Source organism: Actinocatenispora sera (genome assembly GCF_018324685.1).
Lineage (GTDB): Bacteria > Actinomycetota > Actinomycetes > Mycobacteriales > Micromonosporaceae > Actinocatenispora > Actinocatenispora sera.
This window is the reverse complement of sequence record NZ_AP023354.1, coordinates 4,104,010-4,127,418: the sequence shown is the minus strand read 5'-3', so window position 1 is coordinate 4,127,418 and position 23,409 is coordinate 4,104,010. Positions and strand designations below refer to the sequence as shown.

The window sequence follows — 23,409 nt, the reverse complement described above, 5'->3', positions numbered from 1 at the left end:
CCACCAGCATAGGACGGCACCGTCCCGGCGCGGGCACCCGCGCCACGGCCCGCGCACCGGTCGGTCCACCCGCCGGCCGGTGCAGCGTTCCCGCCCGGCCGGCGGTCAACCGCGGGCGCCCCGGCCGGCCGGCGGTCAACCGCGGGCGCTCCGGCCGGTCGGCGGTCAGCCGCGGGCGCCGCGGCCGGCGGCGACCAGCTGGGCGAGCAGTGGGGACGGCGCGCGACTCGGCTCACCGGACTCCGCGTACAGTGCCCGCGCGGCGGCGAGCACCGCGGCCGGGCCGAGCCGGTCGATCGCGGCGATCGGCCCCTCCGGGTACCCGCAGCCCAGCGTCATGGCGTGGTCGATGCCGTCGGCGTCGGCGTACCCGCTGGCGAGCATGCCGATCGCGTCGTTGAGGTAGGGCACCAGCAGCGCCTCGACGACCAACCCGGCCCGCTCGTCGACCACGATCGCGCGCCGCCCGAGCGCCTCGGCCAGCCCGCGCGCCGCCGAGACCGCGGCGTCGTCGGTGCCGACGGTACGGGCGATCTCGACGAGCTCGCCGACCAGGTGCAGGCCGACGACCGAGCCGGGCCGGCCGCTCGCCGCGCCGGCGGCGGCGAGCGCCTCGGTGGCCGAGTCGACCGCGAGCACCGCGTCGGTCGCCGCCCCGAGCGCCGCGTAGGTCGCGGCGTCGGCACCGGCGCCGACCACGACCACCTCGACCCCGGCCAGCGCGGTCTTGTCCACATCGGACAGTTCGCGGACCGTGACGCCGGCGCCGGCCAGCGCCGCGGCGGCGGCCGGATCGGCCAGTACCGCAACGGTCGCCGGCACGGTGACCGGCGGCGCGTCGGTACGCGTCCCGGCCGCCGCGGTTGCCGCCACTGCCCCCGAACCGGCCTTGGCGTACGGGTAGAAGCCGTGCCCGGACTTGCGCCCGTACCGGCCGGCGGAGACGAGCTGGCGCAGCAGCGGGGCGCAGGCGTGCCGGCGGCTGGCCCCGCCGTACGCGTGGATCACGTCGAGGATCTCCACGATGGTGTCGAGGCCGATCAGGTCCATCAGGGTCAGCGGGCCCATCGGCAGGCCGGCGCCGTCGTGCATCGCGGTGTCCAGGTCGGCGGCCGAGACGTAGCCGTCGGAGACCATCCAGGCCGCCTGGTTGAGGTAGCCGAGCAGCAGGTAGTTGGCGACGAAGCCGGGCCGGTCGCCGACCGCGACCGGGGTCTTGCGCAGCCGCTGACACAGCGCCACCACGGTGTCCACCGCGTCCTGGTCGGCGACGACCGTGGAGATCACCTCGACCAGCTTCATCACCGGCGCCGGGTTGAAGAAGTGCATCCCGACGACGCGGTGCGGGCGGGTGGTGTGGTGGGCGATCTCGGTGACCGACAGCGAGCTGGTGTTGGTGGCGAGGATGGCGTGCGGCGGGCAGATGCGGTCCAGCTCGGTGAACACCGCGCGCTTGATCGCCATCCGCTCCGGCGCGGCCTCGACGACCAGGTCGGCACCGGACAGCGCGGCGTAGTCGGTGGTGAACGTGATCCGGTCCAGGATTCCCGCCGCCTGCTCGGCGGTGAGCTTGCCCTTGCGTACCGCCCGGTCGGTGGAGGCGCGCAGGGTGTCGCGGCCGCGGGCCAGCGCCGCGTCGTCGATCTCCAGCGCGGTCACCGGCAGCCCGCTGCGGGCGAACACCTCGACGATGCCGGCACCCATCGTGCCCAGCCCGACCACCCCGACGGTACCGATCTCGTCAGCCACCCATGACCTCCTGTGTTCGCGGCGTCCCGGCCACGCTGCCGGCCGCCGTTTCGTAGCATCGGCTGGTCGTACCGGCCCCGAAGGAAGGCACCGACCATGACCGCCACCGTACTGACCGGGGTGTCTCGCGGGCTGGGCCGGGCACTGTTCGACGAACTGTACGGGCGGGGTGACCGGCTGTTCGCGATCGGCCGGCGCTTCACCGCCGAGCAGCAGGCCGCGGACCCGGCGCGGGTCCGGCTCTGCCCGGCCGACCTGTCCGGGCCCGACCTGGACCTGCCGGACCTGCCCGGCTTCCTGTCCGCCGGGCCCGCCGACGAGCCGGTCGTCCTGATCCACAACGCCGGGTCGGTGGAGCCGATCGGCGCGATCGGCACCCTGGACACGGCCCGTACCGCGGCGAGCGTGCACGTCAACCTGCTCGCCCCGATGCTGCTGACGGGCGCGGTACTGGCCGCCGCCGGCAACCGGCCGACCACGGTGCTGTTCGTCTCGTCCGGCGCGGCGCACCGGGTGATCGACGGCTGGGCCACCTACTGCGCCACCAAGGCCGGCGGCGAGATGTACTTCGCCGCACTCGCCCAGCAGTACGCCGACGACGACCGGGTGCGGGTGGCGAGCGTCAACCCGGGCGTGATGGACACCGAGATGCAGGCGCTGATCCGGGCCAGCGACGACGCCTGGTTCCCCGACCGGGCCCGCTACCGCGGCCTGGCCGAGCGCGGCGAGCTCCCCTCCCCCGAGTCCGTCGCCCGCCGCATCGTCGCCGACCAGCTGAGCTGACCCGGCCGGTGCCGCGTTGCGGCTCGGGCCGGGGTTCGGTAGACAGGCACGATGATCATCGCGTTGTGGAGCGCGCCGCGGTCCAGGTCCACCGCGTTCTTCCGGGCCATGGTCGAGCGCGGCGACCTGCTCGCGCTGCACGAACCGTTCTGCAACGTCGCCGACCACGGCGAGACCGACGGGCCGGCCGGACCGGTACGCAGCCACGCCGAGCTGATCGCGGCGCTGCGGACGGCGTCGGCCACCGACCGGGTGTTCTTCAAGGACACCACCGACAACCGGTACCCGGCCGTGCTCGCCGACGACCGCTTCCTCGCGCAGGTGCGGCACACGTTCCTGATCCGCGACCCGGCCGAGATCGCCGCGTCGTTCTACGCGATCGACCCGGGCATGTGCCGCGCCGACATCGGGCTGGAGCACCTGGCCGAGCTGTACGACGCGGCCGCCGCGCACGCCGACAGCGCGCCGGTGGTGGTCGACGCGGCCGATCTCGCCGCGCACCCGGACGCGACGATGGCCGCGTACTGTGCCGCGGTCGGGCTGAGTTTCCGGCCCGAGGCGCTGCGCTGGCCCGCCGGCGAGCGCAGCGAATGGCGGCGCACCGCGCAGTGGCACGCGGACGTGGCCGCCTCCACCGGTCTGTCGGCGACCGCCACCCGGTACCCGCACACGGTGCACGACACGCCGCAGCTCGCCGAGTTCGCCGCGCACCACCGCCCCTACTACGACCGCCTGCGCGCGCACCGGCTCGTCCCGGCATGATCGTCGGCCTCGCCGACCGACCCCGGGCCGGCAGGACGCTGGCGGCGGCGCTCGCCGACCCGCTCGGGCTCGCGGTGCTGCCGCTGGCGGCAGCACTCGCCGATCCGCTCGGGCGCGCGGTGCTGCCGCTGGCGGCCCGGCTCGCCACCGCCGAGCGGGCTGTCGCGATACCACATGATCGACCGGACACGGCCTGCTCGTCCCGTGCGTCCGGTTGCCGACGCTGAGTACCGTTCAGCGGACCGGCGCCGAGCGCAGCAGGAGGACCAGAAGCATGGCCGTGAACAACGTCCGGGCGCGTCCACGGCGCGACGGTGCCCGGCGCGACCTGCGCGCGTGGGCGATCTCCGAGGTGCGCGCGTTCGGCGAGCGGCCGCCGTCGTACTTTCGCTGCGCCGACCCGTCCGGCACGATCCGGGTCACGCTCGGGGCCGACGACCGGGTGGTCGACGTCGAGCTCGACCCCGACTGGCGGGACAGGTTCGGCCCGGAGTACTTCGACACCGCGCTGCTGGTCGCCTACCGCGGGGCCCTGCACGACTCCCGGTACGTGCGGGGCCTCGTCCGGCTCGCCGCCGGAACCGTGGGCAGCCCCGCGACCGACGCCGCCGTACCGGCCGGGTGCGGCGACGCGGTGGTCCGCAGCCCGGCGGGTTACCTGCGGCTGGTCCGGCGCGGCGGGTCGATCCGCAGCGCGCACGCCGACACCCGGCGCATCTGCGCCGCCGCGCCGCCGGCGCTGCGCCACGACGTCCTGGCCGTCTTCCAGCTCGCACTGGGCGCCTGAACCCGGCACCGCTGCGCCGGCGCCCTGCCACGACACACCGGCCATCGGCGTCCTCGGCGCCTGAACCGGCACTCTCCCCCGGCGCCGGGCCGCGACGTCCTGGCCGTCTTCCCGCCCGCACTCGGCGCCTGAACCGCCGCCGTGCCACGGCGCCCGGCTGGCTGCCCGACGCCCGGGCGGGCCGATCGGCGTCGCCTCTGCGCTGGGCGCCGGGCCACGACGGGCCGGCCATCGTCCGCCGGCGCGGCGGGGCCCGATCGACGGCGGGCGGGCGGGCCGCGGGACGGTTACCGCCCGGTACGGTTTCGGCCTACACTCGCCGCATGACCGCCGAGGTGCACAAGTCAGCGGATACCGAGACGCCGGGGCTGCCGGTGGTGGTGGGCGGGCGGCTACGGTCCACCCACCCGGCGACCGGTGCGGTTGTGGGCGAGTTCCCGGTGGCCGACGACGCCGACGTCCGGGCCGCGGTGCGGCGGGCCGGCGAGGCGGCCCGCTGGTGGGCCGGGCTGGGCTTCGGCGGCCGGGCCGAGCGACTCGGCCGGTGGCGCGCCGCTCTGGCCCGCCGGATGCCGGAGCTGGCCCGGGTGGTGCACGACGAGGGCGGCAAGCCGGTCGCCGACGCGGTCATCGAGATCACCGCGGCGATCGACCACGTCGCGTGGGCGGCCCGGCACGCCCGCCGGGTGCTCGGCCCGCGCCGGGTCGGCGGCAACATCCTGCTGCCCGACCAGGGCGCCCTGGTGACCTACCAGCCGTTCGGCGTGGTCGGCGTGATCGGCCCGTGGAACTACCCGGTCTTCACCCCGATGGGCTCCATCGCCTACGCACTCGCCGCCGGCAACGCGGTCGTGTTCAAACCCAGCGAGTACACCCCGGCGGTCGGGCAGTGGCTGGTCGACTCGTTCGCCGAGGTGGTCGGCGACGAGCCGGTGTTCCAGGTGGTGCACGGGCTCGGCGACACCGGGGCGGCGCTGTGCGCGGCCGGTGTCGACAAGCTCGCGTTCACCGGCTCCACCGGTACCGGCAAGAAGGTCATGGCGGCCTGCAGCGAGACGCTGACCCCGGTACTGGTGGAGTGCGGCGGCAAGGACGCGATGATCGTCGCCGCCGACGCCGACCTCGACGACGCGGCCGACGCCGCCTGCTGGGCCGGGATGAGCAACGCCGGCCAGACCTGCATCGGCATCGAGCGGGTGTACGTGCACGAGGCGGTCGCGGACGCGTTCGTCGACAAGCTGGTGGCCAAGGCGAAGGCACTGCGGGTCGGTTCGGACGACGGGGCGGACATCGGCCCGATCACCATGCCCGGCCAGCTCGGCGTGATCCGCCGGCACATCGCCGACGCGCTCGAACGGGGCGGCACCGCGGTGCTCGGCGGCAACGACGCCGTCGACCCGCCGTACGTGCATCCCACGATCCTGCTCGACGTGCCGGAGGACTCGGCCGCGGTGCGCGAGGAGACGTTCGGGCCGACCCTGACGGTCACCCGGGTACCGGACCTGGACGAGGCGGTCCGCCGCGCCAACGCCACCCCGTACGGGCTGGGTTCGGCGGTGTTCTCCCGCCGTTCCGGGATGGACGTGGCGACCCGGCTGCGGTCCGGGATGACCTCGATCAACGGCGGGATGAGCTTCGTCGGGCTGCCGGCGCTGCCGTTCGGCGGCGTCGGCGACTCCGGTTTCGGCCGCATCCACGGCGCCGACGGGCTGCGCGAGTTCGCCCGGCCGAAGGCGATCGCGCGCCGCCGGTTCCGCACCCCGATGCCGATCATGTCGTTCCGTCGCGGCCCGCGCACCGACGCCCTGATCCCCAAGCTCGTCCGCCTCCTGCACGGCCGCGGCTGACCCCCGATCGCAGGCCTCCGCCGCGGCCGGCCCCGAGCGCGGACACGTCGGCGCGGCCGGACCCGGGCCGCGGGCACCGGTCGCGGCTGACCTCCGACCGCGGGCATCCGCCGCGGGGTGGTCCCGGGCCTCGCGGTCGGCCCGCTGGGGTCAGCGGGCGGTGCGGTAGCGGCGGACCGAGAGCGGGACGAAGACCGCGAGCAGCAGGGCGGACCAGCCCAGCGTGGCGAGGACCGGGTGCTCCATCGGCCAGGCGCCGTGTGCGGCCACGGTCGGGTTGCCGAACAGATCCCGGCTGGCGGCGGCGACGGCGCTGACCGGGTTCCAGTCGGCCACGGTGCGCAGCCAGGCCGGCATCCCGTCGGTGGGCACGAACGTGTTGGCGAGCATGCCGATCGGCATCACCAGCATGGACAGCTGCCCGGCGGCCGCCTCGTTGCGTACCGACAGGCCGAGGAACACGCCGACCCAGCTCACCGCGTACCGGAAGAGCAGCAGCAGGGCAAAGCCGGTGACCGCATCGAGCACCCCGCCGCGGATCCGCCAGCCGACGGCGAGGCCGCAGAGTGCCATGCCGGCGAACCCGATCGCGCCGCCGATGGAGTCGGCGCCGGCGTGCCCGAACGGTACGGCGAGGCGGGAGGCGGGCAACGACCGGAACCGGTCCATCACGCCGCGTCCGGCGTCGGTGGCGACCACGGACGCGGCGCCGATGACCCCGTTCGCGGCGACCATCGCGAACAGCCCGGGCACCAGGAACTCCCGGTAGTCGCCGCCGCCGGGCAGCTGGATGGCGCTGCCGAACACGTACCCGAACAGCAGGGTGAGCACGATCGGCGCGGCGACCATCAGGATCACCAGGCCGGGCGCGTGCCGCAGGTAGAGCACGTTGCGCCGGACGATGGTCATCCCGTCGCGCACCGCCCAGCTCAACCGGGCGGGGCCGCTGTCGGTACCGCTGAGCTGGCTCATGTCGGACTCCCTTCGAGGACAGGCGCATGCGGGAGGAACCGCGGCGCGCTCGCGCGGCTCCCTTCGACGGTGCCCGTCGACCGGGCCGACGGGTGCGTCTGTTGCCCGTGCGAGGGCGGGTCGGCGGTCATGCGAGGCTCGCTTCCGGCGCGGTGAGGTGCAGGAAGACGTCGTCGAGGGTCGGCTTGTGCACGCTCGCGTCCACCACCGGCACGCCGGCGGCGTCGAGCTCGCGCACGACGGCGGGCAGCCCGAGCGGCGTACCGGCGCGCGCGGTGAGCCGCAGCGTGTCCGGCTCGACGTCGGGTTCGGCGCCGGTGAGCCCGGCCAGCACCCGGGTCGCCGCGGGGAGCGCGGACGGGGCGGCGACGACGACCTCGACGGTGCTGCCGAGCCCGTGCTTGAGCGCCTCCGGGCTGTCCTCGGCCAGGGCGCGCCCGGCGGCGAGCACCACCACCCGGTCGGCGAGCCGGTCCGCCTCCTCCAGGTACTGCGTGGTCAGCAGCACGGTGGTGCCGGCGGCGACGAGGTCGGCGACGCGCTCCCAGATCGCGTTGCGGCTGCGCGGATCCAGCCCGGTGGTCGGCTCGTCGAGGAACAGTACGGGTGGCCGCACGATCAGGCTGGCGGCGAGGTCCAGGCGCCGCCGCATGCCGCCGGACCAGCCGGAGACGACCCGGTCGGCCGCGTCGGCGAGGTCGAGTTCGGCGAGCAGCTCGTCGGCGCGGGTGCGCGCGGCGCGGCCGCTGAGCCGGTACAGCCGGCCGAAGATCGCGAGGTTCTCCCGGCCGGTCAGTTTGTCATCGACCGCGGCGTGCTGGCCGGTGAGCCCGATCCGCCGGCGCACCTGCTCGGGCGCGCGCACCACGTCGTACCCGGCGATCGTCGCCTCGCCGGCGTCCGGCCTGGTCAGGGTGGTGAGGATCTTGACCGCGGTGGTCTTGCCGGCGCCGTTGACGCCGAGCAGGCCGGTCACTGTCCCCGCCGGTACGCGCAGGTCGAGCCCGCGCAGCGCCTCGGTGTCGCCGTAGCGCTTGCGCAGCCCGCGGGCCACGACGGTGGCGTCGTCGTTCATGCCGCCCTCCACTAGGTACGTCGTACGTTGTTTCTGCCCCCAGAATACTACGTACTCTGTACGTTGCTATGGCGGGTCTCCTAGGCTGTCGCCGAGGAGGTGGTGGGCGGTGTCGTCCGAACATCCGGCGGTGATCTGGCTGCGGCCCGAGCGGGGCGCGCGCGGCCCGCGGCCGACCCACACCCGCGGCGACATCGCCCGCGCCGCCGTCGCCATCGCCGACGCGGACGGGCTGGACGCGGTGTCGATGCGCCGCATCGCCGGCCGGATCGGCGCCGGCACGATGTCGCTGTACAACTACGTGCCGGGCAAGCACCAGCTGTACGACCTGATGATCGACGAGGTGGCCGGCGAGCTGGCGCTGCCCGAACCGACCGACGACTGGCGGGCCGACCTGCGCGCCACCGTGCGCAGCCAGTACCAGACCGCGAAGCGGCACCCGTGGCTGTCCGCGGCGCTGCGCCGACTGCCGTCGCTGGGCCCGAACGGCTTGCGGTACCTGGACTTCGCACTGTCCATACTGGAGCGTGCCGGGGTGACGCCGGCGGCCGGGATGGAGATCGTGCCGCTGCTCAACGGCTTCGCGTACACCTACGCCGAGACGGCCGGCGCCGGCACCGACGGCGGCGACTTCATCGAACGCTGGCGCGCCGACCAGGCCAGCTACCTCGCCGGCGTGCTCGCCAGCGGCGACTACCCGCACCTGGCCCGGGCGATGTCGACCCCGGCCCAGCCGACCGACGCCGACGAGGTCTTCGACCGCAACCTGGACCGCCTCATCGACGGCCTCGTCCACCCCTGATCGCCACGTCGGAGGGTCAGCCGTCGACTCGGCTCGGCGTCAGCTGGACAGGCCGGCCACGATCAGGATCACGCCGAACAGCCACTGCATGACCAGCAGCCCGGTCGTCGCCGGCCCGCCGGTGTCGTCCCGGATGATCCGCAGCCCGGTGATCGCCTTGCCCAGCGTCGCCGAGGTCAGCCGTTGCACCGCGATCCGGTGCACCGCCGACGCGACCACGAACCCGACCAGTCCGGCGACCGCGCAGACCACGGCCGGCTGCCCGAGCTGGAGCAACGCCGCCGCGACGCCCACCCCGATCGCGAGGTGCAGCACCAGATCCAGCACGAACGACAGCACCTTGCGCAGCTCCCGCGGCGACGGGTACCGCGGGTCCCCGGCCGCACCGTGCACCGTACGACCGGCGCCGCCCGCACGGTGTGCCGCACCGTGCGCCGCACCGCCCGCCGTGCCGTGCGCCGCACCGCCGGCCGCACCGCCGGCCGCGCCGCCGGCCGCGCCGTGCAGGCCGACGCCGAGGGTGCCGGCCGCGCGGCGCACCAACCGCCACGCGTCGCCTTCCGCCGTACCGGTCAGCCGCCGGCCGGCCGCGGCCCCGCCGGACACCAACCCCGGCATGTCCCACAATCGCGGCAGGTCACAACGCCGCACGACCGCTAGATCGGCAGTACGCCGGTCTGATCGCGGCCCCTTCGATGTCGTCACCACCGTCAGATCATGAGCCACCCCGGCAACCACCCGCCGGCCCCGGTCCGTCCCGCCAGCCCCTTGCCGCGCCACCCCCGTTGATCAAGGGAGGGGAGAGTTGATCAAGGGATCCGAGGGTTGATCAAGGGATCGGGACACGTCGTCCCAGGTCGCGGTGGCACGATCCCTTGATCAAGATCGCGATCCCTTGATCAACACGCCGGAGGGGGCGCCGGAATGGCTCGCGACGATCGAGCCGTCAGAAGAGGGTGAGTTCGTCGGAGCCGATGCCGCGCAGCTTGTGGTAGTCGACGGTGACGCAGCGGATGCCGCGGTCGGTGGCGAGCACCTTGGCCTGCGGCTTGATCTCCTGCGCGGCGAAGATGCCGGCGACCGGGGCGAGCAGCGGGTCGCGGTTGAGCAGTTCCAGGTAGCGGGTCAGCTGCTCGACGCCGTCGATCTCGCCGCGCCGCTTGATCTCCACCGCCACCGACGCACCGGACGCGTCCCGGCACATCAGGTCGACCGGGCCGATCGCCGTCGGGTACTCCCGGCGTACCAGGGTGAAGCCGGCGCCGAAGGTGTCCGGGTGCTCGGCCAGCAGCTCCTGCAGGTGCGCCTCGACGCCGTCCTTCTGCAGCCCGGGATCCTTGCCGAGGGTGTGCTCGGAGTCGTGCAGCACCTCGTCGATGGTGATGCGCAGCTCCTCACCGGCCTTGTTGATGACGCGCCACAGGCCGGGCTCCTCGGTCAGCCGGCACGGCGGGCTCATCCAGTTGAGCGGCTTGTACGCCCGGTCGTCGGCGTGCACCGACACCGAACCGTCCGCCTTCACGAGGATCAGCCGCGGCGCCATCGGCAGGTGGGCGGTCAGCCGCCCGATGTAGTCGACCTGACAAACCGCAATGAGCAGACGCACCGCACCACCCTACCCAGCCGGGTGCGGCCGGACTTCGGGGCGTCAGTACCGCGTCTTCACCGCGGCGACGAACGCCCGGAACGCCCGCGGCGACACGCTCAACGTCCCGCCGTCACGATCTTTCGTGTCCCGCACCAACACCGGCCCGGCGCCGGTACCCACCTCGACGCAGTTGTTCCCGGCCCCGCCACCGGACCGCGTCGACTTCCGCCAGCTGATCTCACCCATCGCGCAGTTCCTTCGCTAGCTTTCTGAGGAGCTTGATGCTGTCGGCCGGCTTCAGCGCTTCTGCCGACAGCCGGTCCCAGCGAAGTGATGCTTGATCGACCTCGCTGCCCCGCTCAAGCCAATTACCCTGCCCCCACTTCTCCGTGTAGGCCAGAGTCGGATGGTCCTCGTACTCCAGTACGGCGAAGCCACCCTCCATGCTGACGTGGGCACCAGCATCGAACGTGAGGACCTGCACCTGTACCTCGGGCAGTTGCTCGGCGCGATCCGCCAGGTGCTCGACCTGAGCGGCCATCACGCCACGGTCAGCAACGATGCGACGGAGCGCCCCTTCGTCAACGACGGTCCACAATTTCAGCCCGTCAGCCAGCAGCTCAGAGCGCTGAGACCGAACTGAAACACGCTGCGACACAACGGCTTCATCCGCGTCTGGATCGGTCCGGCGAATGATTTCCGCGGAGTACTCCGGCGTCTGCAACAGACCGGAGATGACGCCATGATCGAAGCTACGGATGCGCGCTGCAGCCGCCTCAAGGTCGACGTATGAGCCGGCCGGTACACCCATGCCCTGCCACCAGGCTGGCTGCTTGAGCGTCTGGTGCAACAGCATCAGCTCGGCGCGCTTGCTCTCATCGACCTTGTAGATGGAGAGCAGCGCAAGCAGCTGAGCCTTGTTCACGCTCCGATGCGCGTGCTCCATCTGCGACAGATGGCCCTGGCCCACACCCAGCTCGTCGGCAGCCTTCTCGCTGGTCAGCCCGGCAGCACGACGCAGTCGCGCGAGCTGGAGCCCCAGTACGCGCTTGCGCACGGTCGGGCTGAACCGATCTGCCACGTCCTCATCGTTCCACGCCTGCGTTGCCATCCTTAGCGACCCCTGGTGTTTGCGATATCGCTCTTGCCATACATAACGAATAGCATGATAGCTTCTCACTCATATCACCCGGCACGGAGCGTCAGGCAAGAATCACGGGAGGCAGTCATGTCGAGTGGGGTGGATCCGGTACGTCCCGGGTACGAGCTGGTGTTGGGGGCGACGCCGACGCCGGGCGAGCGGGTGTGGTTGACCAACCGGGCGGGCGACCAGTTCACCTACCGATCGCGCTGGTACCAGGTGATCCGGGTGGACGACGCCTGGCTGCCGGGTCACTCGTACCTGGTCGGCTTCTATCCGGAGTCGCCGCGCGAGATCCGCCGCGAGTACGTCATCGACGGCGGCGTACGGGTGGAGCGGCGGTGCCGGCCGTGACCACGAATGCGCGCGAAACGGGCCGCGGCGCGGACCAACCGCAACCCGGCGATCACGTGTTCATCTGCCCGACCGCGGGCATCCACGGCCACGGCTGCTGGTGGGCGAGGGTCGTGTCGGTACTTCCGGCGCTCGTCGAGGGCGCCGTCTACCTGCGAGTCGTCCCCGCCGACGACGACCAGGCGCCGGTACGGGTCTTCTTCGCGCGCACCGCCACCCTGCTCATCCGGCGGCAGCCGTGACCGTCTCGATCGCGCTCGGCTGGCTGTTCACCCTGGTACTGGCGTTCGTGCTCGGCGCCGCATACTCGCACCGCCACTGATCCGTCGTACGGCGTTGCGCGGAAGGCCAATCGCCTTCGGCCCTCGGGAGCATCACACGGCCGAGCAGGTGTCTACGGCCTGACGTAGGTTCCCTTGCCATTGGTCGTCTCGGCGATGCCTTCGGCGACGAGATGCTGCAAGGCGTGCCGTACCGTGCCGCGGGCAACCCCGAACTCCTGCTGCAGACTGACTTCGGACGGAAGCCGGCCGCCCTTGCGGTACGTCCCATCCTCGATCCGAGCAACCAGCACATCGACTAACTGCCGCCAGAGCGGCGTACTGATGTCGGGATCCAGGGTCATGATCCAACGCTAGACAGGCGTGCTGACCTGCATCATCGCTGAGACAGGTGTAGGGCACCATGGACAGGTAGGTATAGGGCGCGTACGGTAGCCGGTAGCACACAGAGCAGGCCCCCGTCGCTGGCGAGCAGCAATGAGTGCCCCGACCGGAAACGGAGGCTCCGGCCGATGACCCGGTCCACGGTCCACCGCACCGCCAAGACTCCCCCAGCAGGCTCCGAAGTGTTCATCTCCCCCGCGGCCGGCGTGCACGGGCACGGATCCTTCTGGGCGCTGTTGATGTCCAGCACCGACGGAGTCCCGAAAGGCACTGGTAGTTGACCGCTTCACGCATACTTGCCGGCTCACTGGATCCAGGCCAGGAGATTGAGCAAAATTCAGAACCTGCCGTCTCGGCGTCCTCGAATTCCAACCCACCCGCACCGAGAGACTCGACGACTCCACTGAGCCCTTTTCATCGTGGTGGGGATGTGTTGGGCCGCTGGGGATCGAGACGGGTTCGTGACCGAGAGGGGCGTGTCGCGGTCGGGGATGTAGCGAAGCCCTTGCTATGACGGCGATCGACCAAGATCTGCTGTCGTCAGCAAGGGCTTCTTCATGTTGTTTTACCGTGCCGCGCTGCCGTTGTCATCTCAGACCCTGACCTTCGTGTCTGGACTCATCCGCCGCCATCGTCGGCAACTCGGCTCGCGGTGGCGGGCGCTGGATGCGGGGCAACAGGCGCTGCTGGTGCTGGTGTATCTGCGCAAAGGTGAACCGTTCACGCAGGTCGGGGCGGGTTTCGAGGTGTCCACAGCCACCTGCTGGCGCTACGTCAACGAGACGGTGGAGCTGCTGGCCGACCGGGCACCGAAGCTGCAGGCGGCGCTGAAGACCGCGAGGCGGGCCGGCATGGCCTACGTGATCATCGACGGAACCCTGGTCCCGATCGATCGGGTGGCCGCCGACCGGCCGTTCTACTCCGGCAAGCACCGGATGCACGGGATGAACCTGCAGGTGATCTCGGCACCCGACGGGGCCATCCTGTGGGTGTCGGGTGCGTTGCCCGGCAGCGTGCACGACACCGCCGCCGCCCGCATCTGGAACATTCTCGCCGCGCTACGCCAGGCCGGGCTGATCGCCCTGGGCGACAAGGGCTATCACGGGATCGGCGAGCCGGTGATCACTCCGTACAAGGGCAAGGGTAAACCCGAGTCTCAGAAAGCTGCCAACCGGGCGCACGCGAGGCTGCGTGGCCCCGGCGAACGCGCCAACGCCCAGCTCAAAACCTGGCGCATCCTGCGCAAGCTACGCTCCAGCCCCCACCGCGCCGGCCGACTCGCCAAAGCCATCCACGTCCTTCAAGACCACGAACTCGCAGCAGGATGAAAAAGGCTCACTGGTGCGAGTTCCACCGATACCACAGCGGTGAATAATGGACCCGATACGCTAGGAATCTTCAAGAAATCTCAGAACACCCCTCAACGGGACTTTGATGTCCCGACGATCAATTCCAGCACCTTCTAGATGCAGTAGAATGCGGGCCTCTTCTCCGCGATTCGGGAATTTCGATCTGAAGGCAGAGATGCAAGATTCGATGACGCCTTGCACATGACTCTCGATCTCAGCGTCGCTGGGCTCTGCGGCAGCCACGTCAGCCCTGATTGGAGCCGCCGCCAGGATAACTGCGGGAGCTCCGTCATCACGACGGTTGATCAGAGTCTGAACGTGCCCAATCTGAGGCGTACCCCCGTAACGCTCGTGACCAAGGGGGGAGTTTAGGATCGCGGCATCACAGTCAAAGCCTGTTTCAGGAATCGAACCCATCCGAAAACTAACGCCGGCGAGGAATCCCAACATTTCCCGACACATCTGAACAACGCTTTCCGATGATGAGGCGATAACGTATTCCATCACCATCACCCACAGCCCATAGAAGGCATCAACTGTGGCCTACTCAGCTTCGGAAGCACGTCGTCCTGAAGGGCGACGCCACCGTCCACGACATCTGCCGTGTATGCCATTCTTGCAGATTCAGGAAGATCTGCCAGGTTGACTTTGGTGCGCACCATTGTATTTCTACCCTCTTTCGGATAGGCGGCGTACGCCCTTCTAGCATATTCCGCCGACCCCCTTTCCGTGAAAGAGAAATACTTGACTCCCTGGGTGCTCTTGAAGACACAGTTCTTCAGGAGATCATCACGCTCCATTCCCTTGACACCACGCCAAAGGAATACTTCGCCCGGCCCAAGTTCGCCACCTGCATTATGCACAAGAACTGGCGTATTTCCAGCGAGTACATAGTAGGTGTGGGGGCTGCGGATGGTGAGGTTGTAGGTGATCTGGGGTTTGGTGTAGCGGGTGAGCGCGGTGATGCGGCTGGTGCGGTGGGTGGTTTGGAGTCGGTCGCCTGTTTTCAGGTTGGTGGCTTCGGTCCAGCGGTGGGTGGTGTGGTCCCAGAATCGGTGATGGGCGGTCGCGGTGATCTTCTGCCGGCCGCTGCCATCCTTGAGGGTGATCTGGACGAAGTCGTGGTCGGTGGTGGTGCGGATGACGCCGTCAACGCGGTGCTTCTGCGTGCCGTGAGCGTCTGGTTTCGCGTTGGTGACACGGTCACCGATGTGAATTTTCGCGATAGGTTTGGTGCTGCCGTCTGCAAGGAGGACTCTGGTGTCGCCGGGGAAGCTGTTGCATCCCTTCGGGCGGCCACCGCCATGTGAAGGCTCGGCCACCACGTTCGAGGGTGCGAGCGTCGCCGGACGAGACAGGCCGAAGTCGAACGGCACTCGACCTCACCTCCAACGTGGCGCACGCTACTACACCGCAGCCCGCAGCCCCCACGCCGCAAGCCGGAAGCGAGGAGGCGGTGCGGTAGGGGAAGAGTTCGTGGCGGGGGCGGCGACGTAGCCGGGGAACGCCAGCGGTAGCCCGGGGAACGCCGGCGGTGGCCGGGGACGGCACCGCCGGGTGCGCACGCGCACGGCGACGGCTCAGTGTTACCGGCGGGTGGGCCAGGCAACGTGGTCGAGGGCGAGGAACGGGGACGCCGCGACCTCGGTCGGAGTGGCGCCGGCGAACGAGGTCACCTCCCGGTGCAGGTGCGACTGGTCGACGTAACCGCAGTCGATCGCGACCGATGCCGCGGGGTGGCCGGCGGCGAGGCGGTGCACCGCGCGGTCGAACCGGATCAGCCGCCCGGCCCGCTTCGGGGTGATGCCGACCTGCGCGCCGAACCGGGACCACAGCCGGGTACGGCTCCAGCCGACCTCGGCGGCGAGCCGGTCGACTCGCACCCGGCCGCCGGTGGCGGTCAGCCGGCGCCAGCAGTGCGCGACCTCGGGGTCGACCGTACGAACCGCGTCGCGGTGCCGGCGGGCCAGCGCGGCGGCGACGACCGCGAACCGGTCCGGCCACGTGCGGGCGGCCCGCAACCGCTCCTGGATGCGTACCGCCTCGCGGCCCCACAGGTCGTCCAGGGCGACGACCGCGCCGCGCAGGTCGGCGGCGGCGCCGAGCAGCGGGTACCCCAGCAGCGGGGAGAGCCGCAGTTGGAGGCACTCGGAGCGGCCGGCGAGCCCGCGGCCACGGGCTCGGACCGGAGCCAGACCGGCCACGACGCGGTCCCGCTGCCGGGCGCCGCCGGCGTCCTCGACCACGAACGGCCGCTCGCCGAGGTCGAACAGTACGGTCAGCGTCGGGTGCGGGATCAGCGCGATGTCGCCGAACTCGTTCGCCTCGTCGCCGTAGCCGGCCATCGCGACGCCGGGCCGGGCGTACGTCTCGATCTGCCAGCCCGGCACCGCGACCTTGCACCGGTCTCCTCCCGCGCTCACCCGACACCTCCTCGCACCCGTCCGGCCGCCGGCCCACGTCCGCCTCGCACCCACCCGGCCGTCCGCTTCCGCGTCGCCGCCACCCGGAGGCCGTCCCACTTCCGCGTCGCAGTCACCTCAGCGCCGGCCCACTTCCGCGTCGCAGTCACCTGGCCGCCGGCCCGCTTCCGGCTCGCGTCGGTCGGGCGCATCCAGGGCCACCCCGCCACGATCCGGCCGCGGCACGCCGGTCGTCCCCCGACCCGGCCGGTCCGTCGGCCACCGGCTGCGGCACCACCCGTTCGGCCTCCGGCCGCCGTTCGCACCGGAGCCGGGCATCCTGCTCCAGTATCGGCCCGGCCGCGCAGCCCCCGGCGAGGGACGGCATCCTGTTGCCTTGTCAGTCCGGCCAGCCGGCGCGTTCCGCGCCGTCGGGGTCGGCGACGACGGTGATCGCCGCGTCGAGCAGCGCGGTGTTGCGGCTGGCCAGGTCATAGCGGGGCCAACCCGGATCGCCGTCGGTGACGAACCGGACCCAGGCGCCGTGCACCGTCCGCGCCACGGCGGCCGAGGGATCGGCGCCGATCAGCGGCCGGGCCGACTCGTCGTCCAGCAGGTCGAACACGTACGGGAGTTCCACCGCGTGCGCGGCACCGAGCCGGCCGTCGAAGCTCGTGGAGCCGTGGTCGAAGCGGTACAACCAGTTCCCGCCCGCGCCGCCGGCCAGCCGTACCTCCACGCCCCGGGTGATCGGCAGTCGCAGCGACCGGTCGGTGGTCACGGCGGCCAGCAGCTCGCCGCTGCCCGCCCCGGGCCGGGCCGACCGGTAGCGCTGGACCGTACCGTCGGGTCCGCCGAGCGCGGCCACGACTCCGGCCAGCATGGTCTCGTCGACCGCGTCGATCATCCCGGTGGGTACCAACCCGATCCGGGTGTCGTCCCGGTTCCAGCCGGTGAGCAGCCGCACCCCGCGACCGGCCCCGCCGCGTACCGCGTCGAACGGGTGCGCGGGCAGCGTGTCGCCGTCGACCACCGGGGCGAAGGGCAGCACGTCCCAGCTGGTCGGATCGTGCGGTACCTGGCTCGCCGCCACCAGCGCGGTCGACGCCCGGGCGAGCGCGTCGGCCGGTACCTCGCGGAAGGCGGCCCGCGTCGGTGGGACGCCCAGCGCGTCGGCCAACCGGGCCGCGACGTCGGTGGCGGCGTCCGGGGTCAGGGTCCGGGCGGCCGACCCGCTCTGCGCGATCGCCTGGCCGAACAGGCCGGCCGAGCGCGGCATGGCGAGCAGGGTGGCGACGCTGACCGCGCCGGCGGACTGGCCGGCGACGCTGACCCGGTCCGGATCCCCGCCGAACGCGGCGATGTTGTCGCGCACCCACGCCAGCGCGGCGAGCTGGTCGCGCAGCCCCAGGTTCGCGACCCCGTTGCCGAGGTAGAGGAACCCCTCGGCGCCGAGCCGGTAGTTGATCGTCACGCACACCACGCCGTCCCGGGCGAACGAGCTGCCCCGGTAGCCGGGCAGCGAGCCGGCGCCGGTGGTGAACGCGCCGCCGTGGATCCACACCAGTACCGGCAGCCCGGTGGCCTGCGGATCGGGGGTCCAGACGTTGAGGTTGAGGCAGCCTTCGCCGTCGATCACGGTCTCCGGGAACAGCGGCGTGCCCGGCGTCTTGGGGCAGGTCGGCCCGTACCGGCCGGCGTCGCGCACGCCCGCCCACGGCACCGGTGGTGCGGGCGGCAGCAGCCGACGGGCGCCGAACGGCGGTGCGGCGTACGGGATGCCGAGAAACGCGGCGACTCCCCGGTCGATCCGCCCGACCACCCGACCGCCGGTCACCCGCACCGTCGGCGCCTCGCCCACGACCGTCATCGCCCACCCCTCACCTGGTCGGTACGGGTCGAGCATGGTCGCGGCGGCGCCGGCGCGTCTTGGACGAATGTTTCGTCCGGTGCACGGCCCGGCGGCGAGGCGACCACCTTACCGGACAGGAACAAGCCGCGGTGTCGCGTATCGCACCTTCCGTCGCCGCGGGATGCCGGCACATACTTGTCGCAAAGGAGGAGAGGTGGCGCGAGAGAGGCCGAAAAGTGGACAGCGCTCGCCGGATATGCGACTGTCAGTTACGACACAGGCACGAAATGTTGTGGTTTTCCTGGTGTCCTTTTGTCGTTCTTGACATGATTGATGCGCCCGAGCGCGCAGAGGAGTCGCGGCAGTCCTGTTACCCGACCGGGCATCCCCTGAGAGGTCCTTCCTGTGCAGGCCTCCCAGGACCTGCCTGTCGTACCAGCGCCCGTGAGGAGGGTCTACGTGACGATCAACGTGGCCGAGGTCAAGTCGGCGATCCACGCCGCCGTGGCCGAGGTACAGGACGGCCAGCAGGCGGTCCAGCTCGCCAACGAGAAGCTGGACGCCGCCCAGCAGAACCTCGCCCTCGCGGTCGAGGGCTCCGGCGCCGAGGCGGTGCAGACCGCGCAGGCCGCCCTGGTCGCCGCCCGTGACGACCTGGACAACTGCCTGGCCACCACGATCGGCGCGGTGGAGCAGGCCCAGACCTACCTCGCCAGCCTGTAGCGCCGTGCCGTCCCTCGTCGAGTCGCTCGGTGCCCGGCTGCGCGAGATCGGGCAGCAACTGCCGCTGCCCGAACTGACCCACGCCGCCGGCGCGTTGCGCGACGCCACCGAACGCTGCGGGTACGTCATGCGCGAGTCCGGCCACGCCGAGTGGCTCGGCCAGCTCACCCTCGCCGGCAGCCACCTGGACAGCGCGATCGCGGCGACCCGGTCGGTGCTCACCGAACTCGACGGGTACCTGACCGGGATCGGGGTCGCCGGCGTCGCGGCCCCGGACGCCGCCCCGGCGCCGGCCCGCGCCGTCGTCGCGCCGGGCGGCGCCGACCTCGCCACGCAGCCGATCCTCGCGCTGCGGTCCTGGTGGCAGCGGCGGGTCGACGAGCTCACCGGGCGGCCGGCCGACGAGCAGCGGCCCGAGACGGTCCGCTCCGACGGGGATCGGGACGACCACGCCACGCCGGAGGAGCCGGCCGAGGCGCTGCGCCGGCTCAGCAGCGCGGCCCGCGGCGGCCGGGACGCCTACCGCGACGCGCTGCTCGCCACCCACCCGGCCACCGGGATGGCGCTCGCCGCGCCGGCCGACCGGGCCGCCCGCCGGCTCGGTACCGAGCTGGTCGGCCACCCGCTGTGCCCCGACGACGCCGCGACGCTCACCACCCGCGGTACCGGCCGGATCCGCGACCTGCTGCCCGCGCTGCCGCCGGAGCTGCCGGCCGAGCTGGTCGGGCAGCTGTGCGACCCGTTCGGCGCCCGGCGCGCCGCAAGCCAGCGGCACCCGGTCGACGCCGTCGTCGGCTGGCCGGTCCTGGTCGGCGAGCTGCTGCGGGCGCTCGGCGGCACCGAGGACCGGCTGCCCGAACTGACCGCCACGGCGCCCCAGCGCCCCGACGAGACGCTGCGCCGCGATGGCCGGTAGCCGCCGCGAGCTGATCGAGCAGCTCCGGCAGACCCTCTCGTACGCCCGGGGCTCGGCGCGCGCCGATCTCGCCGCGGCGCAGGCGGCGGCGGACGCGATGCGCGACGAGCATGCCAGGGCCGAGCGCGAGGCGCAACGTTGCGGACAGCGACTGCTGGCCGCGCACGCTACCCGCCGTGGCGAGGTCGACCGGCAGTCGCTGCACCGGCTGCGCGCCGCCGCCGACCAGCTCACCGCGCTCGCGATCGAGCAGGCGCCCGGCGCCGCCGGCCTGGACTGGCCGCACTGGGCGCCGACGCTGCCGGCCCGCGCCCAGCCGCCCGGGCTGTACCGGATCGGCCGGCTGCTGGCCCGCGACGTGGTCGCCGGCTCCGAGCCGCCGCTGCCGGCGCTGGTCGCCGTGCTGGACGAGGCGCACCTGCTGATCGAGGACCCCGGCCACGAGCGGGCCGAGCTGGCCGTCCGGGCGCCGGCACCGGAACCGACCACGCCGGTCACCCACCGGCCGACCGAGCGGGTACACCGGTTCGTCGGCTCGCTGCTGCTGCGGATCCTCGGCTCGACCGTGCCCGGTTCGGTGCAGCTGACCGTGTACGACCCGGAACGGCTCGGCGGCAGCCTGGCCGCGTTCGCCCCGCTGGCGCAGGCCGGGCTGCTCACGTTCGTCGGCCCCGGCGGGCTCGGCGACGTGCTGGACGGGCTGGTCGAGCAGGTACGCCGGATCAACGAGACGGTGCTCGCCGGCGACTACGCGGCGCTGCGCGAGCTGCACGCGGCGACCGGTCGCCGGCCGGAACCCTGGCGGATCGCCGTACTGCTCGGCGAAGGCGACGGCGCCGAACTGACCAACGCGCAGCAGGCCCAGCTCGACCGGCTGGTCCGCACCGGGCCGGCCTGCGGGGTGCACCTGCTGATCGCCGGCATCGGGCCGGCCGGCGAGTGGTGCCGGCACCCGCAGCTCGACCGGATCGTGCTCTGGGGAGACCGGGCCTGGACCTCCCTGACGGGCAACCAGTTCCTGGTACAGCTCGACCCACCGCCGTCGATCGAGCTGGCCACCGGCACCAGCCGGGCGATCGCGGCCAAGGTACTGGCCGGGCCCGACCCGGCCGTGTTCGCCGACCTGCTGCCCGCCAAGGAGTGGACCGAGTCGTCGGCCGACCGGCTGGCCGCGCCGGTCGGCGCCGGGCCGGACGGGCGTCTGGTCGAGGTCGAGCTCGGCGACTCGCCGCCGCACGCGCTCGTCGGCGGCCCGTCCGGTACCGGCAAGACGAACCTGCTGTACGCGCTGATCGGGTCGCTCGCCGCGCGCTACTCCCCCGACGAGCTCGCGCTCTACCTGCTGGACTTCAAGGAGGGCGTGTCGTTCGCCCGGTTCGCGCCCGGCCGGCGCGACCCGAGCTGGCTGCCGCACGTCCGGCTGGTCGGGGTCAACGTCAACACCGACCGCGAGTACGGCCTGGCGCTGCTCGCGTTCCTGCACCAGCAGCTGCGCGAGCGGGCCGAGGCGGCCAAGGCGTACGAGGCGACCAAGCTCGCCGAGCTTCGCGCCGAGGACCCGGCCGGGCAGTGGCCGCGCATCGTCGCGGTGATCGACGAGTTCCAGGTGTTGCTGGACGGCCGGGACGCGGTCGCGCTGGAAGCCGCCCGGCTGCTGGAGGATCTGGCCCGGCGCGGCCGGTCGCAGGGCATCCACCTGATCCTCGCCAGCCAGGACCTGTCCGGCATCGACGCGCTGTGGGGCCGCGCCTCGATGGTCGCCCAGTTCACCCTGCGCATCGCGCTGCCGAAGGCGCGCCGGATCCTCGCCGAGGGCAACCTCGCCGCCGACACGGTGCCCCGGCACCACGCGGTGATCAACCCGGACTCCGGCGCCGAGCCGGCGAACCGGGTCGCGCACATCCCCGACGCCGGCCGCCGCGGCACCCTGGACGTGCTGCAACAGCGGCTCTGGCAGCGGCGCGATCCGGACGCCGCACCGCCGGTGCTGTTCGACGGCGGCCGGGTGCCGCTGCTGTCCGAGGCGGCCGACCTGGCCGCGCTGGTACCGGGACCGGAACCCAGCCGTACCCCGGTGGCGCTGGTCGGGCACACCATAGACGTGACCGGCCGCTCCGCCGGCGTGCGGCTGTCCCGCTCCCCCGGCCGCAACCTCGCGGTGCTCGGCGCCCGCGCGGTGGAGGCCTGCGACGTGCTCGCCACCGCGGCCGTCTCGCTGGCGGCGCAGTACCGGCCGGGCGCGGTGCGGTTCAGCCTGGTCTGCCTGGACGACGACGCGGTCGAGGCGGCGAAGCGGCTGCACGACGAGCTGGGCGCGGGCGGCCACGACGTCGACTGGTACGACCGGGACGGGGTGTGCGGGCTGTTCGCGGCGACGGCGCGGGCGCTGCGCGACGGCGGCGACCAGCCGGCCCGGCCGCACGTGCTGCTGGCGTACGCGGTCGACGCGGCGGCGACCCGGCTGGAGCGCAAGGACCCGGCCACCCGGCGCAGCGCCCGCGACGACCTCAAGGACATTCTCGGTCGCGGCCCCGAGCTGCGTACCCACCTGCTCGGCTGGTGGCGCTCGGTACCGCGGCTGCGCGACGACCTGGGCGGCCTCGGCGCCCGGTTCGACGCGTTCGGTGCGTGGCTCGCGCTCGACGTGCAGGGCGCCGAGCTGGCGCCGCTGTCCACCGAACCCGGCGGCCCGCACTGGTACCCGCGGGAGCGCCGGGCGCTGTTCTTCGACCGTGCCGTGGACCGCCGCCCACGGGTGGTCATCCCGTACCGCACCGAGGAGCAGCGATGAGCCAGCTGGCCGACGCCCGGCCGGTCGCCGGCACCGGGTCGCCGCGGGAGCGCTACCGGCTGGCGGTCGCGGCGCTCGCGCTGCCGCTGCACGACCAGGTCGCCGGCCAGGACCGGACCGACCAGGCACTGGTCACCGGGCGACGGCAGATCACCGACCGGCTGGAGGAGTCGGCAGGCCGGGTGCGCGCGGCCCGGTCCGCGGTCGCCGCGGCGGCCGAGGCGGTCGAGGCGGTCGACCGGCGGGTCCGGCGGATCTGGCGGGAGCTCGCCGCGCTGCCCGTCCGGCGCCGTGACCTCGGGCCCGCGCCGGCGCCGCGGGCGGTGACCGCGCAGCCGGCGATCACGGCCACCGAGCTGCTCGACCGGGCCGAGCGCACCGTGACCGCCGCACGGCTGGGCGAACTGCCGCTGCGGCCACCGGTACCGATCTGGGTGGCGATGCTGATCGCCGGCGTGGCGGGCGCCGTGGTCTGCGCCGGTATCGGCACCGCGCTGCTGGTCGCCGCGCCCGGTATGCCGGTCGGCGAACGTGCCGCGGCGCGGGTGATCGCCGACGTCGCCTTCGCGCTCGGCACCCTCGCCGGCGTACCGGCCGGGTTGAGCTGGCTGTCCCGGTACGGCCAGCCGATGACCGCGCGCGCGTTCGGCGCGGTATTCGGTACCGGTGTCCTCGTCACGATCGGGCTGTTCGTCCTCCTCGGGCATTGACCGAACGACGCTGTCAGGAAATTCCCATCTTGGTGCCCCTAGGATGACATTCACCGAGCGCGGCCGGAGCCGGCGATCGCAGTATGCGAATTCGGACGGTATTCCCCTGGCTGGGTAATTGTGCTTGACTTGCCCCACCGC

General features: G+C 72.7%; 24 protein-coding genes. 13 read left to right on the top strand and 11 right to left on the bottom strand.

Features of this window, described 5'->3' with window-relative positions; translation table 11 throughout:
- Positions 1-165: 165 nt before the first annotated feature.
- Positions 166-1,749 carry a 3-hydroxyacyl-CoA dehydrogenase family protein gene (locus tag Asera_RS19700; RefSeq protein ID WP_030444757.1) on the bottom strand — a complete coding sequence of 528 codons (1,584 nt, stop codon included), beginning with the start codon at positions 1,747-1,749 and terminating at the stop codon, positions 166-168.
- A gap of 96 nt (positions 1,750-1,845) precedes the next feature.
- Here Asera_RS19700 and Asera_RS19695 point away from each other — a divergent pair, with 96 nt between their 5' ends.
- From Asera_RS19695 to Asera_RS19675, 5 genes are all read left to right on the top strand, one after another.
- Positions 1,846-2,532, top strand: coding sequence for an SDR family NAD(P)-dependent oxidoreductase (locus tag Asera_RS19695; RefSeq protein ID WP_030444758.1), 687 nt, complete (start codon positions 1,846-1,848; stop codon positions 2,530-2,532).
- A 51-nt stretch (positions 2,533-2,583) separates the two neighbouring features.
- Positions 2,584-3,294 carry a sulfotransferase-like domain-containing protein gene (locus tag Asera_RS19690; protein ID WP_030444759.1) on the top strand — a complete coding sequence of 237 codons (711 nt, stop codon included), beginning with the start codon at positions 2,584-2,586 and terminating at the stop codon, positions 3,292-3,294.
- Positions 3,291-3,521: a hypothetical protein gene (locus Asera_RS19685; RefSeq protein WP_030444760.1), complete on the top strand. Its 231-nt coding sequence runs from the start codon at positions 3,291-3,293 to the stop codon at positions 3,519-3,521. Before Asera_RS19690 ends, Asera_RS19685 begins: the two co-directional genes overlap by 4 nt.
- Before the next feature lie 47 nt (positions 3,522-3,568).
- Entirely contained in the window at positions 3,569-4,081 is a 513-nt protein-coding gene (locus tag Asera_RS19680; protein ID WP_030444761.1) for a hypothetical protein, read from the top strand.
- 323 nt (positions 4,082-4,404) lie between these two features.
- Positions 4,405-5,928 carry an aldehyde dehydrogenase family protein gene (locus Asera_RS19675; protein ID WP_030444762.1) on the top strand — a complete coding sequence of 508 codons (1,524 nt, stop codon included), beginning with the start codon at positions 4,405-4,407 and terminating at the stop codon, positions 5,926-5,928.
- A gap of 150 nt (positions 5,929-6,078) precedes the next feature.
- Here the strand turns inward: Asera_RS19675 and Asera_RS19670 are convergent, their stop codons facing one another.
- Positions 6,079-6,900: an ABC transporter permease gene (locus tag Asera_RS19670; protein ID WP_030444763.1), complete on the bottom strand. Its 822-nt coding sequence runs from the start codon at positions 6,898-6,900 to the stop codon at positions 6,079-6,081.
- Positions 6,901-7,027: 127 nt separating this feature from the next.
- The gene (locus Asera_RS19665; protein WP_030444764.1) at positions 7,028-7,975 is read right to left on the bottom strand and encodes a daunorubicin resistance protein DrrA family ABC transporter ATP-binding protein; all 948 of its coding nucleotides are present in this window, start codon (positions 7,973-7,975) and stop codon (positions 7,028-7,030) included.
- Between the two features lie 109 nt (positions 7,976-8,084).
- Here Asera_RS19665 and Asera_RS19660 point away from each other — a divergent pair, with 109 nt between their 5' ends.
- On the top strand, positions 8,085-8,777 hold the full coding sequence (locus tag Asera_RS19660) for a TetR/AcrR family transcriptional regulator (protein WP_030444765.1): 693 nt from the start codon (positions 8,085-8,087) through the stop codon (positions 8,775-8,777).
- Between the two features lie 39 nt (positions 8,778-8,816).
- Here Asera_RS19660 and Asera_RS19655 read toward each other — a convergent pair whose 3' ends face one another.
- From Asera_RS19655 to Asera_RS19640, 4 genes are all read right to left on the bottom strand, one after another.
- Positions 8,817-9,395, bottom strand: a complete 579-nt coding sequence (locus tag Asera_RS19655; RefSeq protein WP_051801751.1) for an RDD family protein — start codon at positions 9,393-9,395, stop codon at positions 8,817-8,819.
- Positions 9,396-9,723: 328 nt separating this feature from the next.
- The gene (gene nucS, locus Asera_RS19650) at positions 9,724-10,383 is read right to left on the bottom strand and encodes an endonuclease NucS (protein ID WP_030444767.1); all 660 of its coding nucleotides are present in this window, start codon (positions 10,381-10,383) and stop codon (positions 9,724-9,726) included.
- A gap of 42 nt (positions 10,384-10,425) precedes the next feature.
- On the bottom strand, positions 10,426-10,611 hold the full coding sequence (locus Asera_RS19645) for a DUF397 domain-containing protein (protein WP_030444768.1): 186 nt from the start codon (positions 10,609-10,611) through the stop codon (positions 10,426-10,428).
- Positions 10,604-11,476 carry a helix-turn-helix domain-containing protein gene (locus tag Asera_RS19640; RefSeq protein WP_030444769.1) on the bottom strand — a complete coding sequence of 291 codons (873 nt, stop codon included), beginning with the start codon at positions 11,474-11,476 and terminating at the stop codon, positions 10,604-10,606. Before Asera_RS19640 ends, Asera_RS19645 begins: the two co-directional genes overlap by 8 nt.
- 117 nt (positions 11,477-11,593) lie before the next feature.
- Between Asera_RS19640 and Asera_RS19635 the strand changes: the two genes are divergently transcribed.
- Positions 11,594-11,860 carry a hypothetical protein gene (locus Asera_RS19635; protein ID WP_157034636.1) on the top strand — a complete coding sequence of 89 codons (267 nt, stop codon included), beginning with the start codon at positions 11,594-11,596 and terminating at the stop codon, positions 11,858-11,860.
- Entirely contained in the window at positions 11,857-12,102 is a 246-nt protein-coding gene (locus Asera_RS19630; protein WP_157034637.1) for a hypothetical protein, read from the top strand. Before Asera_RS19635 ends, Asera_RS19630 begins: the two co-directional genes overlap by 4 nt.
- Before the next feature lie 152 nt (positions 12,103-12,254).
- On the opposite strand, the gene Asera_RS19625 is transcribed toward Asera_RS19630, so the two are convergent.
- Entirely contained in the window at positions 12,255-12,485 is a 231-nt protein-coding gene (locus Asera_RS19625) for a GntR family transcriptional regulator (protein WP_030444772.1), read from the bottom strand.
- Between the two features lie 597 nt (positions 12,486-13,082).
- Here Asera_RS19625 and Asera_RS19620 point away from each other — a divergent pair.
- Entirely contained in the window at positions 13,083-13,853 is a 771-nt protein-coding gene (locus tag Asera_RS19620) for an IS5/IS1182 family transposase (protein WP_030450047.1), read from the top strand.
- Positions 13,854-14,383: 530 nt separating this feature from the next.
- Here Asera_RS19620 and Asera_RS19615 read toward each other — a convergent pair.
- The 3 genes from Asera_RS19615 to Asera_RS19605 form a co-directional block, all read right to left on the bottom strand.
- Entirely contained in the window at positions 14,384-15,250 is an 867-nt protein-coding gene (locus Asera_RS19615; RefSeq protein WP_084132258.1) for a Hint domain-containing protein, read from the bottom strand.
- 210 nt (positions 15,251-15,460) lie between these two features.
- Positions 15,461-16,297 carry a helix-turn-helix domain-containing protein gene (locus tag Asera_RS19610; protein ID WP_244843948.1) on the bottom strand — a complete coding sequence of 279 codons (837 nt, stop codon included), beginning with the start codon at positions 16,295-16,297 and terminating at the stop codon, positions 15,461-15,463.
- 379 nt (positions 16,298-16,676) lie between these two features.
- Complete coding sequence (locus tag Asera_RS19605; RefSeq protein WP_030448086.1) at positions 16,677-18,146, bottom strand: carboxylesterase/lipase family protein; 1,470 nt, start codon at positions 18,144-18,146, stop codon at positions 16,677-16,679.
- Positions 18,147-18,587: 441 nt separating this feature from the next.
- On the opposite strand from Asera_RS19605, the gene Asera_RS19600 reads away from it, so the two are divergent.
- Genes Asera_RS19600 through Asera_RS19585 form a run of 4 tightly spaced genes read left to right on the top strand, consistent with a single transcriptional unit; the run spans position 18,588 to position 23,268 of the window.
- A complete protein-coding gene (locus Asera_RS19600; RefSeq protein WP_225918396.1) occupies positions 18,588-18,851 on the top strand; it encodes a hypothetical protein in 264 nt (87 codons plus the stop codon).
- Positions 18,852-18,855: 4 nt separating this feature from the next.
- Positions 18,856-19,767 (top strand): hypothetical protein, encoded by a 912-nt coding sequence (locus Asera_RS19595; RefSeq protein WP_030448084.1) that lies wholly within the window; start codon positions 18,856-18,858, stop codon positions 19,765-19,767.
- Positions 19,757-22,558, top strand: a complete 2,802-nt coding sequence (locus Asera_RS19590; protein ID WP_030448083.1) for an FtsK/SpoIIIE domain-containing protein — start codon at positions 19,757-19,759, stop codon at positions 22,556-22,558. The genes Asera_RS19595 and Asera_RS19590 overlap by 11 nt, the downstream gene beginning before the upstream one ends.
- Complete coding sequence (locus Asera_RS19585) at positions 22,555-23,268, top strand: hypothetical protein (RefSeq protein ID WP_030448082.1); 714 nt, start codon at positions 22,555-22,557, stop codon at positions 23,266-23,268. The genes Asera_RS19590 and Asera_RS19585 overlap by 4 nt, the downstream gene beginning before the upstream one ends.
- Positions 23,269-23,409 lie beyond the last annotated feature (141 nt).